The 12,902-nt window shown below is 68.1% G+C and carries 10 protein-coding genes; 6 read left to right on the forward strand and 4 right to left on the reverse strand.

Annotation, left to right across the window (positions count from 1 at the left end):
- From ACFVYF_RS06095 to ACFVYF_RS06105, 3 genes are all read left to right on the forward strand, one after another.
- On the forward strand, nt 1-121 hold a 121-nt coding region (locus ACFVYF_RS06095), incomplete at its 5' end, for a DUF397 domain-containing protein (protein ID WP_389452109.1).
- Nucleotides 122-1,279: 1,158 nt separating this feature from the next.
- Nucleotides 1,280-4,531, forward strand: a complete 3,252-nt coding sequence (locus tag ACFVYF_RS06100) for an RHS repeat-associated core domain-containing protein (RefSeq protein WP_389452112.1) — start codon at nt 1,280-1,282, stop codon at nt 4,529-4,531.
- A 1,156-nt stretch (nt 4,532-5,687) separates the two neighbouring features.
- Nucleotides 5,688-5,819, forward strand: a complete 132-nt coding sequence (locus tag ACFVYF_RS06105; RefSeq protein WP_389451446.1) for a hypothetical protein — start codon at nt 5,688-5,690, stop codon at nt 5,817-5,819.
- 335 nt (nt 5,820-6,154) lie between these two features.
- Here the strand turns inward: ACFVYF_RS06105 and ACFVYF_RS06110 are convergent, their stop codons facing one another.
- Nucleotides 6,155-7,048, reverse strand: coding sequence for a D-alanyl-D-alanine carboxypeptidase family protein (locus tag ACFVYF_RS06110; RefSeq protein ID WP_389451449.1), 894 nt, complete (start codon nt 7,046-7,048; stop codon nt 6,155-6,157).
- Between the two features lie 355 nt (nt 7,049-7,403).
- On the opposite strand from ACFVYF_RS06110, the gene ACFVYF_RS06115 reads away from it, so the two are divergent.
- Both ACFVYF_RS06115 and ACFVYF_RS06120 read left to right on the forward strand, forming a co-directional pair.
- A complete protein-coding gene (locus ACFVYF_RS06115; protein WP_389452115.1) occupies nt 7,404-8,051 on the forward strand; it encodes a GntR family transcriptional regulator in 648 nt (215 codons plus the stop codon).
- Nucleotides 8,048-9,343: a nitrate/nitrite transporter gene (locus tag ACFVYF_RS06120; protein ID WP_389451452.1), complete on the forward strand. Its 1,296-nt coding sequence runs from the start codon at nt 8,048-8,050 to the stop codon at nt 9,341-9,343. Before ACFVYF_RS06115 ends, ACFVYF_RS06120 begins: the two co-directional genes overlap by 4 nt.
- Nucleotides 9,344-9,534: 191 nt before the next feature.
- On the opposite strand, the gene ACFVYF_RS06125 is transcribed toward ACFVYF_RS06120, so the two are convergent.
- Complete coding sequence (locus ACFVYF_RS06125; protein ID WP_389451454.1) at nt 9,535-10,359, reverse strand: maleylpyruvate isomerase family mycothiol-dependent enzyme; 825 nt, start codon at nt 10,357-10,359, stop codon at nt 9,535-9,537.
- 144 nt (nt 10,360-10,503) lie between these two features.
- Between ACFVYF_RS06125 and ACFVYF_RS06130 the strand changes: the two genes are divergently transcribed.
- A complete protein-coding gene (locus ACFVYF_RS06130; RefSeq protein WP_389451457.1) occupies nt 10,504-11,298 on the forward strand; it encodes a carbon-nitrogen family hydrolase in 795 nt (264 codons plus the stop codon).
- Between the two features lie 102 nt (nt 11,299-11,400).
- Here ACFVYF_RS06130 and ACFVYF_RS06135 read toward each other — a convergent pair whose 3' ends face one another.
- Together ACFVYF_RS06135 and ACFVYF_RS06140 are read right to left on the reverse strand one after the other, a co-directional pair.
- Nucleotides 11,401-11,895 carry an LURP-one-related/scramblase family protein gene (locus tag ACFVYF_RS06135; protein WP_389451460.1) on the reverse strand — a complete coding sequence of 165 codons (495 nt, stop codon included), beginning with the start codon at nt 11,893-11,895 and terminating at the stop codon, nt 11,401-11,403.
- Nucleotides 11,892-12,851: a helix-turn-helix domain-containing protein gene (locus tag ACFVYF_RS06140; protein ID WP_389451463.1), complete on the reverse strand. Its 960-nt coding sequence runs from the start codon at nt 12,849-12,851 to the stop codon at nt 11,892-11,894. Before ACFVYF_RS06140 ends, ACFVYF_RS06135 begins: the two co-directional genes overlap by 4 nt.
- Between the last annotated feature and the right edge of the window lie 51 nt (nt 12,852-12,902).

A 12,902-nucleotide genomic window follows, 5' to 3' on the forward strand; every position in this document is an offset into this window, starting at 1 on the left:
TGTCGCCGTCCGGGACTCCAAGAACGTGGACGGGCCGATACTCCGGCTCGCCCCCTCGGCCTGGGCGGCGTTCGCGCTGCACGCGGGGCAGGGAGCAGGCCCCGCGCCGCACCGCCCGTAGCCGGCTCGTCACCCTGCGAGCCTGTGCGGGGGATCAGTACGGCGATCAGCAGTCCTCGTAACTGCTCAGGACGGGGTGCCTACGGTGTCGGCGGTCGGCCTCCGCCTCAACTCGGCCACGGCTTTGTCGGCAGGCCAGGCGGGCGCTTCTGTCCTGCCGGTGGCGGGACCGACGCCAGCCTCGCGCTTTCGCGTGAGGTCTGTCCAGGTCTTGATCAATAGATGAAGAGTGCCGCTGCCCTGAAACGATGGGACTTGCCGAGGGCCCTGTCAGCTGCAAGGAAAGAAGCACTCTCCAGGTGACGAAGCGTAATGGGTCGTATCCGCGTGTTCGTGTCGAGGCTCGGACCGGGCCCGCCTGTGGCTGGAGGTCAAGCACGTCGGCCACACCCGGCGGATGGACGTCATCAGGGCGCCGAAGGTCGACGACTTGACGGGCAGCGCCTGCGCCGTACGAAGGGCGTCTACGAAGGGCCCGGCCGCCAGGTTGGAGCATGCGGGAACGAGGACGGTTCCCACAACCCAGGGCAATCATCTCGGGGTTCGGCCCTGGCCGTGTGCCGTCTCTTGCTGCCAGTTGCCACCGTGCGGCCAAGCGTTCCTTCGTCAGGGCTGAATGACTTCGGCGGCTGCGTAGTTGTCGGCGTCGCAGATCTGGCACAGCTCCAATGTGATCGAACAACCCGCCCGGATCCTTCACCACCGCCAGTCCACCCGCGCGCCCGGGACGGACGCAACGGCGGGCTGACGCTCGGCGTGAGCGCGCTTTGCGCTCCCATGGCCGGGCGGTTAGAGCGCCTGACCGAGTGACGGGCGACAGGTTTCGGACGCTTTCACCACTCGCGGAGAGGTGCGTACCTGACCAACGAGCTTTTATGAGTGCAAGTTTATGGGCTTTCGCGGATCTTGTACGGGGGAAGAGGTGGGGCTGATTCCGCGCCGCATGGAGCAGGAGAGTGTGGGTACGGCACGAACCTTCATACGGTTCCTGTGACAGGTTGTGCGCCTCTGGTGACTATCGGGGTTGCCGGGGTTCAACTTTCCGTGGGGGGAAGTCGTGCACTTACGTGCCGTCGGCGCGCTGGTTCGGCGTGCCAGTAGGGGAACAACTCGTGTATCCGTGGCGGCTGTTGTGGTGTCCGGTGCGCTCGCGCTGTCGATGCTGCCGGCCGCCGGCGCGTCGGCGGACGACCCGAAGCCGGTCTCCGTCTGGGGCAAGGACGCACCACGTTTCACCATGCCGACGGTGAAGGTCGGCTCCAACAAGCCGGTACCGAACGAGGCGTCGCGGACGCCATCGGACAAGGTGCTCATGCCGTGGCGTCAGGAGCAAAAGCTCCGGGTCGACGGCACGTCCTCGGCCAAGGCCAGTTCAGCTCCCGCGGGGGAGGACGCGTCGGTCGTCAGTCTGATACCGGAAGGCCAGGGTGATGTCCCCTGGCACCGCATCAGCGACTTCGCGATCACCGATGCGCTGACCGCCCGGATCGACTACTCGACCGGCAACCTCATGCTGGCGGCGACCGACTTCGACATCGCGGGTGTCGGTCAGAGGCTGACGCTGGCACGTACGTACAACTCGCTGGACGCCCCGTACGGGAAGGTGTCCCAGCGGTGGTGGCAGCAGTACGAGCGCTACCTGTCCATCTCCAGCACGGAGGTGGTGTTCTACGACGCCAGCGGTGCGACGCTGCGGTTCAAGAAGAACAGCGACGGCACGTACGCCACCCCGAAGGGGTACTCGCAGGAGCTGAAGAAGAACAGCGACGACACCTACACCCTCTCCAACTGGAAGTCCCACTCCAAGGACAGTTATGACGCAGGCGGGACGCTGACCAAGGTCACTGACCGCAACAAGGGCTCGATCACGGTCACCCAGCACACCGGCGGCGGCTTCAAGCTGACCGAGGCGCGCTCGGGCCGCTGGATCGATCTCACCCAGGTCGACCCCAACCTGTGGCAGGCGAAGGACAATACCGGCCGCACTGCCACCTACGCCGTGGACGACACCGGCAACCTGGCGACCACCACGGACACCGACGGCAAAACCGTCGTCTTCGGCTACGACGACTGGGGCCGCATCGACAAGATCACCACGGCTGAGGGCCGGGTGACGGCCTTCACCTACGATGACGCCAACCGTGTCACCTCCATGCTGCGTGCGACGGACTTCAACGGTTCGGGTCACACCGGCCCGACCTGGACGTACGCGTACAGTGCAGAGTCGGCGACCGCCGCCGGCACCACCACGGTGACCGACCCCGAGTCGCACGCGACGAAGTACGACCATGACGGTGACGGCCAGGTCACCGAGGTGATTGACGCGCTCACCCACAAGCGGTCCACGAAGTTCGACGCGAACCACAACATCGACTCCGCCACGGATGCGATGGGTTCGGGTACCGCGTCGGGCAACGTCACCGAGTACGGCTTCAACACGCGCAACAACCTGGAGACCGTCACCCTGCCCACCGGCGGAGCGACGGTCAACCACTGGCAGACCATCGCCGGCGCCGGTGACGTGCCGTCCGACTCCACCAACCCTGACGGTGAGAAGACGGAGTTCAAGTACGACACGGCCGGCAACACGATGTCGGTGGCGCAGTCCGGGACCGGTGGCGGCAGCGTCTCCTACACCTACAACCCCTCTTCCCCCACCTGCGGCGGCTTCGAGGGCCAGCGCTGCACCGAGAAGACGAAGATGACCTCGTCCAAGACGGTGGTGACCGACTTCCACTACGACGCCAAGGGCAACCTCGACACCGTCACCCCGCCCTCGCCCCTAGCCAAGACCACCTACACCTACGACGCGCTGGGCCGAACGAAGACGGTGACCGACGCCCGCAGTGTCACGGTCACGTACACCTACGACAACCGGGACCGCATCAAGGTCGTCGACAGCACCAACAAGGCCAGAGTCGAGTACTGGTACGACGGCGACGGCAACCTCACCCAGCGCACCGACGGCGCGGGCACGGTGAAATACAAGTTCGACCCGCTGCAGCGTGAGACGATCCGCACCCTGCAGGACGGTTCGCAGACCCTGCTCGCGTACACGCCCGCGGGCAACGTCGACTACTACAAGGACCCCGCCGGCACGACCGACTACACGTGGAACGAGGTCAACAAGCTCAAGGAGCTGAAGGACCCCCAGGGCCGCCTCACCACGTACGGCTACAACAACAACGACTTCCGCACCACCACCACCTATCCCGGTGGCACGGTGCAGACGGTCAACCCGGACAAGTCCAGCCGCCCCGAGACCATCAAGGCCACCTCTCCCCAGGGAACCCTGGTCAATCTCTCCTACACCTACGGCTACGGAGCCAACGCCACCACCGACGGCAGCAAGATCCGCACCAGCACCGACGCCGTGTCGGGCCTGAAGCGGACATACACCTACGACGGGGCGGGCCGCTTCGCCTACGCCAAGGAGGAGAAGAACGGCAGCATCGCCGACTCCTGGCAGTACTGCTACGACCTGGCCGGCAACCTCACCAGCCAGGGCACCGACCCGGGCTGCCCGCGCGGCACCACCTACACCTACAACGACGCCCAGCAGCTGACGAACAAGTCGTCCACGACCGGGACTTGGTCCTACGACGCCGTCGGCAACGAGACCGCGGCCGCCTCCACGGACGACTACATCCGCACCGGCGAGAAGTGGTCGGACTACTCGCAGATGACGTCGATCACCGTCAACTCCAAGACGTACGCCGGCCAGTACGGCTCCACCGACCAGAGCGAGCGGATCAAGCTCGGCGACACGTACTTCCACAACGGCCCGCTCGGCCTGTCCGCCAAGACCACCGCGGGCGTGGACATGGGATTCAACCGGGAACCCGGGGGCACCTTGAACTCCATGACCACCGGGGGCAAGGCGTACTACTACCTCACCGACGCGATCGGCACCGTCATCGCCCTCACCGACGAAGACGGCAACAAGGTCGACTCCTACACCTACAGCCCCCGCGGTGTGCGCATCCTGGCCCAGTCCACCGAACCGGTCCCCCAGCCCTACCGCTTCGCCGGCAACTACCAGGACCCCAACGGCCTCTACCACCTCCAGGCCCGCTACTACGACGCCAACATCGGCCGCTTCACCCAACCCGACCCCTCCGGCCAGGAACAGAACCCGTACCTGTACGCCGAAGGCGACCCCGTCAACAACATCGACCCTTCAGGTCTCGGATGGCTCCAGGCGGTAGGAGACTTCGTGAGTGACCAGGAAAGCAAATTCGGAGCTGCTGCGGGCTGCGTGGCCGGCGTAGGCGCCGCGTATGAATCGGGCATCGTTCCGGCAGCGGCCGTCTTCGGCGGCGGAGTAGGAGCGGTTGGTGCGGTGGTTGCCAGCTGTGCAGTTGGTGGCGCAATGGGCTACGCAGGCATGGACATCCTCAGCTACGGGTGAGTACGCACTGAAGTCGGAAGCTGATTGGCCTCGGTGTCTGCTGCGGCAGCGGAATTCGATCCGCTGCCGCAGCGAAGTTTACACAGGAAAGGTACGTGCCAGGAATTTTCATGTGAAAGCCTGCCGACTACTGAGAGCGGAGTCTGAAAATGAACGATAAGCGCAAGCTGCAGATATTCTCCGTCGTGTGCATTCTAATATCGATCGCGGCTCTGATTGCTGGAGTGCAGGCAGGTGACGGGATGTACCTGTTTTTGGGGGGTTTGGGGCTGCTGGGAGTAGCTCTGCTTGCCTTCGCAGTGACGCGGAGGGCAAAGCGCAGTTCTTGATCAGAGCCCCCTGACCTGGTCGCCCTGCACGAGGCCTACACCCGCACTTACCGGGCGCTCGCCCGCGCTCGGCCGGGGCAAAGCGCGCTGTTGCGCCGGGACCTGGTCCTGTTGCAGGCGCGGCTGCTCAACCATCCGTACTGGGCTGGTCGGCCAGGCAGCCCGACTTCGCGTGAATGGGCAGCAACGTTGCTCGGGACCTGGTACACGGCTGCCCCGCATCGTTCGGTCCGTGACTTTTTTGGGCCCGATCAGCAACTACAGCAGGCAGCAGAGGTGCTACGGGCCTTCTGTCATGTCGCACGGCTGACTTTGGACGATCCTCGTGGTGCGCTCGACGGCCATGAATTAAGGAGCCGCTTGAGCCCTGGGTGTCGGTCGTGCAGGGCAGCCAGGGTGCCGTACGACCCGGCGCAACGCCTCCCCAAAGATGAGTAGCCATTTCGATTCGGTTTCATTGAGTTCGGGGACGACTGCCCCGCCCGGCCCTGACCGCAGGACCGCCCGCCGGGCACCGAAGGCACACTGCCGCTGGGTCGGTGCCCGGCGCTATGGTCTCCGAGACATGCCGAACAGGCAGACCAGGGTGGGAATCTCATAACCATCGCACCAGGGCGACGGGGCCGGGGCCAGCGCTCGACGCGTCGGGGAGTTAGCCCGTGCCGCCGAGCGCATTAAGCAGCACCGCCACACCAAGATCATGCTGCCGCGTCGGACAGGCAATCCTTCGCCGGACGACCGCCTGCCGCGAGAGTCAGTCTCTCCTCGAAACCTGCCGTACGAGCTAGACCAGAGACTCTGATTTCGCCTGCAACGAAGGAGACATCATGCAATCCACCGCGGCTTCGAACGTGCTTGCCTACAAGGGACTTGACGGCGTCCCCCTATGGCTGTTGTGCGGAATCGCCATCCTGGCGTTCATCGTCTTCGGCATTGCCCAGGCTCGCAAGAAGAAGTAGCACCTGAGATCTCACTGGGCTGGCGCATCTTGCCCAGGACAACACAAGGGCGCTGTGGGGCGACGTGGCCAGAGTAGTTGCCGGCGGACCGGCAGCGGCCGCATGCGGGACGGCCGTTGCCGCATCGACCCCGGCCACACTCGGAGGATCTCTCGGGGCGGCGACCGGCTGCGGGCGTGGAGGTGAGGTGCCTTTGACGGTCCCGTCGGAAGGCTCCGAGTACTGGATTCGCAAGCGTAAGGTCATGTCCCGCCGCTTCGCCAAGAGGCTCAGCAGGGCAAGACAAAGGGGGCCCGCCGCTGCGAAGCGGCGGGCCCCCTTTTCTGTGGCCGGGGTTACCTGGCGAAGCCGTAGTTCATCAGCTTCTTCGCGTCCGACGTGCGGTTGGCGACGGAGGAGGAGGCGAGGACCGTGCCGATGACCGTCTTGCCGTTGCGGGTGGCGGCGAAGACGAGGCAGTACTTGGCCTCCGGGCCGGAGCCGGTCTTCACGCCGATCGCGCCGCTGTAGCTGCCCAGCAGGGTGTTGGTGTTGTCCCAGTTCATGTAGCGGTAGCCACCGCTCTTGGTGGTGACCTTCTGCTTGGTCGACTTGGTCTTCACGACCGTGCGGAAGGTGGAGCTCTTCATCGCACTGCTGGCGAGCTTCGTCAGGTCGCGCGGCGTCGAGTAGTTGGAGCCGTTGCCGATGCCGTCGAACGAGTCGAAGTGCGTCTTCGTCAGGCCGAGGCTCTGCGCGGTGGAGTTCATCTTGCCGATGAACGACTTCACGCGGGCGGCACGCGTCGAGCCGCTGCCGAACTTGTCGGCGAGCGCGTACGCGGCGTCGCAGCCGGACGGCAGCATCAGCCCGTAGAGGAGCTGGCGCACGGTGACCTTGTCGCCGACGATCAGCCGCGCCGAGGAGGCGTTGTTGGCGACGATGTAGTCGCTGTACGCCTTCTGGATGGTGACCTTGGAGTCCAGGTTGAGGTTCGACTGCGAGAGCACGACCTTGGCGGTCATGATCTTGGTGGTCGAGCCGGTGGAGCGCTGGGTGTCCGCGGCCTTGGTGAACAGGCTCGCGCCCGTGCCGTTGTTCATCACGAAGCCGCCCTTGGCGACGATCGTGGGCTTCGTGACGGCCTGGGCGGGAGCCGCACCGAGCGCTCCGGTCGCGATCATGGCGCCGGTGGTCATCGCCACGGCAGCAGCTCTGCGGACGCGCAGTCCCGTTATGCCGGTTATCAAGTTGAGTACCCCGAATACGTTAAATGCCCCTGGGATGCGGTCACATGGGAGCGCCGCTTCTCGTGTGACACGTAAGTAGCACGAAAAGTTGTGCGGCTTCTCGGCGGGGTGCCCTTCTTTACGTGTTCGTGGGCGACCACGAACACGCGCCCGTGGGTGACGACGGCCACGAACACGCGGGCGCGTATGGTCCCGCGTCCGCGGGCCTCCGCCGGTACGCGTTCCCGCGCGTCCGCATCCTGGACGGCTCGCGACCATGCGTACGTGTTGTATCTATGCTGTGCGCATGTCCGTCGCCCCCGTGTCCGCCGCCTCCGCCCAGCCCGTCGCGTCCACCGTGACGGCCGCGTCCGGGATGCCCGCCGTGAAACCGCCGCCCGCCGCCGACCGGGTGTACGCGCACGTCAAGCAGGGTGTCCTGGAGCGCCGTTACGGAGGCGGGACGCTGCTGACCGAGGGCGAGCTGGCGGACGCCGTGGGGGTCTCCCGGACGCCCGTGCGCGAGGCGCTGCTCCGCCTGGAGGTGGAGGGGCTGCTCAAGCTCTACCCGAAGAAGGGCGCGCTCGTCCTGTCCGTCTCCGCACAGGAGATCGCGGACGTCGTCGAGACCCGCCTGCTCGTCGAGGAGCACGCTGCCCGCAAGGCCGTACCGGCCGCCCCGCGGCTCATCGCCCGGCTGGAGGAACTGCTCGCCGAGCAGAAGGCCCAGGCCGCCGCGGGTGACCTGGCCGGCGCCGCCGTCACCGACCGCTGCTTCCACGCCGAGATCGTCCGAAGCGGCGGCAACGAGATCCTCTCCCGGCTCTACGACCAGCTGCGCGACCGGCAGTTGAGGATGGGCGTCGCGGTGATGCACTCGCACCCCGACCGCATCGCCAAGACGCTCAGCGAGCACGAGGAGATCCTGGAGGCGCTGCGCTCCGGGGACGCCGAGGCCGCGGTCGCGGTCGTCCACCGGCACGTCGGCTGGTTCTCCCACCTGGCCCGGGGCGAGGTCCGATGAGCGCCGCGGCACTGCCCGGGGACCCACCCGGCGGCCGGCGCGCCATCGCCGTATGGGGCATCGGCGTCGCCGTCTACTTCGTCGCCGTCATCTTCCGTACGTCACTGGGCGTCGCGGGCCTGGACGCGGCCGACCGCTTCCATGTCAACGCCTCCGCCCTCTCCACCTTCTCCATCCTCCAGCTCCTCGTGTACGCGGGCATGCAGATACCCGTCGGCCTGCTGGTCGACCGGCTCGGCACCAAGAAGGTGCTGACCATCGGCGTCCTGCTGTTCACGGCGGGCCAACTGGGCTTCGCCTTCTCCCCGTCGTACGGCATGGCCCTGGCCTCGCGCGCGCTGCTCGGCTGCGGCGACGCGATGACCTTCATCAGCGTGCTGCGGCTCGGCACCCGCTGGTTCCCGGCCCGGCGCGGACCGATGGTCGCGCAAATGGCGGGGCTGGTGGGGATGGCCGGCAACCTCGTCTCGACGCTGGTGATCGCCCGGCTGCTGCACGGAGTCGGCTGGACCGCCGCGTTCGCGGGCAGCGCGTTCGCCGGCGTCGTCGTCCTCGTACTCCTGCTCCTCTTCCTCCAGGATCACCCCGAGGGGCACGAGCCGGAACCCTTCCCGCACCTGGGCGCCGCCTACGTACGACGCCAGATCGCCGCGTCCTGGCAGGAGCCGGGCACCCGGCTGGGCCTGTGGGTGCACTTCACGACGCAGTTCCCCGCGATGGTCTTCCTGCTGCTGTGGGGCATGCCGTTCCTGGTCCAGGCGCAGGGGCTGTCGCGGGCGACGGCCGGCGAGCTGCTGACCCTGGTCGTCCTGTCCAACATGGTCATCGGGCTGGTGTACGGGCAGATCGTCGCCCGGCATCACGCGGCGCGGCTGCCCCTGGCGCTCGGCACGGTGTCCGCGACCGCGGCGGTCTGGGCCCTGACGCTGGTGTATCCCGGCCAGCACGCGCCCATGTGGCTGCTGATCGTGCTCTGCACGGTCCTCGGCGCCTGCGGGCCCGCGTCCATGATCGGCTTCGACTTCGCCCGCCCCGCCAACCCGCCCGAGCGGCAGGGCACCGCGTCCGGCATCACCAACATGGGCGGCTTCGTCGCCTCCATGACGACGCTGCTGGCCGTCGGCGTACTCCTGGACGCGACCGGGGACGACTACCGGATCGCGTTCTCCGCGGTGTTCGTCCTGCAGGCGATCGGGCTCAGCCAGATCCTCCGGCTGCGCGGGCAGGCCGCACGGCGGGAGCGGGAGCGGCTGGTGGCCAGCCGGGTGGAGACGGTGCACGTACCGGCGTGAGCGCCCGCGCGCCGGGGTGTCGCGTACCTGCGTGAGGCCCCCGCGTGCCGCGGGTGTTGCGTACGGGCGTGAGCCCCCGCGTGCCGGGAGTTGCGTACCGGCGTGGGCTGCCGCGCGCCGGGGGTTGCGTCCGGGCATGGGCTGCCGCGCCGGAGTGGCGGGTCCCGCCATGAGCCCCGCGCCGGGATCCCTCAGGGGGTGACCGCGAAGTTCCGCAGGATGGCGGTCGTCAGCTCCGGGTCGCCCTCCGCCTTGATGCGGTCCGACACGGCGTCCGAGGTCACCCGGCCACAGGCCAGCCGGACATAGGTCTCCCAGTCCAGCACCAGGGTCGCGGCGGGCCCCAGCGACGGCGCGCCGTCGATCGTCCCGCGGCCGTCCGCGTCGACGCGGACCGTGCGCAGGAACTCGACGGGTCCGTGGACATCGAAGACAACCGCCGAACTGGCCGGAGCGCCCGCGTCCTTGGCGACGACCTTCGGGAGCGCGGCGAGCAGCTCGTCACGGGCGACATACGCACCCGGCGAGTCGAGATTGCCCGGCCGGCCGAGCGCCGCGCGGAGGTCCTGCTCGTGCACCCACACGTCGAACGCGCGGTTGCGCATGGCCTCTTCGAGGGTCGGCTCCGTGCCGAGCGGGCCGCGCACCTTCTTGTCCGGGCTGCGCGACTCGTTCCGCAGCTGGCGGTTGCGGCGGATGATCGTGTACTCGAGCTCGGAGGTCATCTCCGGCGCCGTGTGGTGACGTCGTACGTCGACCTGCATCTCCATGTACCGCTGGTGCTCGTTGGTCACGTGGAACAGGTCCCGCGGCAGTGTGTGGATCGGCCGCGGGTCGCCGAGCATCTCGCAGTCCAGCCCGATGACATGGGACACGATGTCCCGCACCGACCAGCCCGGGCATGGCGTCCGCCTGTTCCACTCGCCCTCCACAAGCGGGGTCACCAGCTCGGATATCGCGTCGATCGAGTGGGTCCAGGCGTCGGCGTAGGACTGAAGGCTCGGATGCAGACTCACGGAACGGGACCCCTCGGGCGGTCGGTACGCGGGCAGTGGGTGTCTTGGAACGCTAAGTTACGCTGCTGTGTGGCACCCCGGCAGTGCTTTCGTGTGACGATCGTAGGCCCGTAAAGACGGCTCGAATGCCAGGACGGTGGTAGTGTGCGCGCCTCCCTCATCCAGATCGGTGTAGACGAGGGCGAATCGGTTGATTCCCGTCGCAGGCGCGTCGCGTCCCTTGTACGAGATCAAGCCGGTGTCGACCTCGTGGTGCTGCCCGAGTTGTGGTCGACGGGGGCTTTCGCCTACGAGGCGTTCGGCACCGAGGCGGAGCCCCTCGAAGGCCCGACCTCCGAGGCGATGGCTAAGGCCGCGAACGGGGCGGGCGTGTGGCTGCACGCCGGATCGATCCCCGAGCGGGCCGCCGACGGCACGCTGTACAACACCTCCCTCGTCTTCTCACCCGACGGTGAGCTCGCCGCCACGTACCGGAAGATCCATCGGTTCGGCTTCGACAAGGGCGAGGCCGTCCTGATGGGCGCCGGGACCGAACTGGTCACCGTACGCCTGCCGGAGACCACGATCGGCCTCGCGACCTGCTACGACCTCCGCTTCCCCGAGCTCTTCCGCGGGCTGGTCGACGCGGGCGCACAGACGCTGGTGATCCCCGCCGGCTGGCCCGAACGACGCCGCGCCCACTGGACGCTGCTCGCCCAGGCGCGGGCCGTCGAGAACCAGTCGTACGTACTCGCCTGTGGAACGGGCGGGACGCATGCCGGAGTTCCCCAGGCCGGTCACTCGATCGTGGTCGACCCGTGGGGAGAGGTGCTCGCGGAGGCGGGGGCCGGCGAGGAGATCCTCACCGTCGAGTTCGACCCGGCGAAGGTTGGTGCCACCAGGGAGCAGTTCCCGGCGCTGAAGGACCGCGTGCTGGGGGTCGAGGCGCCTCGGCGCTGACGGGCGGGGAGCGTGCGGGGGCATGCGGCTGCCCGGCGTCCGCGGATCCGGAGCTCGGTGACCCGAGGGCCAAAGCCGGGCCCCGGGACGCGCGGCCGTGGATCAGTCCTCGCCCCGTTCCTTGTCCGCCAGGTGGATGACGCAGACCGCCACCGCGATCAGCAGCGCCGCGTCCGCGTCGTCACGGACGATGTCGACGCCGTACGTCTCGCGGACGTGCAGCCAGCGGCGGGAGATCTGGGCCAGCAGCTCGTTGTCGTAGTCGATGGCGAACTCGCGGTCCAGGATCTTGCCGCTGACATCGAGTTCGGTGCCGTCCACCAGGGACACCCGGTAGTGGTTGCGCAGCAGCGAGAGCCGCTTGCGCTTGATGGTGGCCAGCGGATCGCCGTCCCGCTCGATGACCATCGTGTCCCGCAGGGCGAACATCTTCTGGTGGATGTCGATGAGGACCCGGCCCTGGGTGTCCTGCAGCTCGAAGGTGTCCCGCAGCCGCATGGCCTTGCCGTCGACCAGGAAGACCTTGTTGCCGTGCTGGTCCTCGATCCAGTAGTCGTCACCGAAGCCGAGGAGCCGATCGCGTACGAGGTATCTCATGCCATCACCGCTTCCCCGGCGGCCGGTCCGAAACGCCGACGGTAGGCCGACGGGCTGAGCCCCGTCTCCCGCCGCACCCGTTCCCGCAGGTTGGCGGCGGTGCCCAGACCACTGCGCCGCGCGACCACGTCGAGCCGTTCCTCGCCCCGCTCGATCAGCCGGCAGGCCAGCGCCACCCGCTCGCCGGTCAGCCAAGCCAGCGGGGTCGTGCCGAGCTGCGCGCGAAAACGCCGGTGCAGGGTGGCCGGACTCACCGCGGCGCGCACCGCCAGGTCCCCGACCGTCAGCGGATCGCCGATCCGCTCCCGGGCCCACGCCAGCAGGGGCGCCAGCGACTCGTCCGGTACGTCGGGCAGCGGCCGTTCCACGAACTGGCGCTGCCCGCCGTCGCGATGGGCGGCGAAGACCAGCCGCCGGGACACCGCGTTGGCGATCTCCGCGCCGTGGTCCCGCCGGATCAGATGCAGCCCGAGATCGAGCGCGGCGGCGCTGCCGGCCGCGGTCAGTACGTCACCCTCGTCCACGAAGAGCACGTCCGGCTCCAGGAGCACCTTCGGATGCAGTGCCCGGAAGGAGTCCGCCCAGCGCCAGTGCGTGGTGGCCCGGCGGCCGTCCAGCAGCCCGGCCTCCGCCAGCGCGAACGTGCCCGTGCAGAAACTCACCACACGGGCACCGCGCGCGTGGGTACGGCGGATGGCCTCGCGTACGGCGGCGCCCCGCGGCACCACGTTGTCGGGGCGGCCCGGCACGATCAGGGTGTCCGCGCCGTCCACCGCGTCGAGGCCGGGCACCCCGGTCAGCGTGAAGAACCCGTGGTTCATCCGGACCCCGGGCGTGGGCGTGCACAGCGCCAGCTCGTACAGCGGCCGCGGCAGGCCCAGTTCGGGCCTCGGCAGCCCGAACAGCTCGGTCGCGACGCCGACTTCGAAGGGGTTCGTACTCTCGTCGACGATCACGGCGACGCGGTGCGGGGGCGCGGCCTGCGCCTTCCAGGCTCGGGGAACCCT

Source organism: Streptomyces sp. NPDC058274, assembly GCF_042881375.1.
Taxonomy (GTDB): domain Bacteria; phylum Actinomycetota; class Actinomycetes; order Streptomycetales; family Streptomycetaceae; genus Streptomyces.

What these genes read in the sequence shown, in the direction of transcription:
- ACFVYF_RS06135 (WP_389451460.1), bottom strand. Translation starts at nt 11,895, where the DNA reads ATGAGATACCTCGTACGCGATCGGCTCCTCGGCTTCGGTGACGACTAC.
- ACFVYF_RS06120 (WP_389451452.1), top strand. Translation starts at nt 8,048, where the DNA reads ATGAGCGCCGCGGCACTGCCCGGGGACCCACCCGGCGGCCGGCGCGCC.
- ACFVYF_RS06105 (WP_389451446.1), top strand. Translation starts at nt 5,688, where the DNA reads ATGCAATCCACCGCGGCTTCGAACGTGCTTGCCTACAAGGGACTTGAC.
- ACFVYF_RS06100 (WP_389452112.1), top strand. Translation starts at nt 1,280, where the DNA reads ATGCTGCCGGCCGCCGGCGCGTCGGCGGACGACCCGAAGCCGGTCTCC.
- ACFVYF_RS06115 (WP_389452115.1), top strand. Translation starts at nt 7,404, where the DNA reads ATGCCCGCCGTGAAACCGCCGCCCGCCGCCGACCGGGTGTACGCGCAC.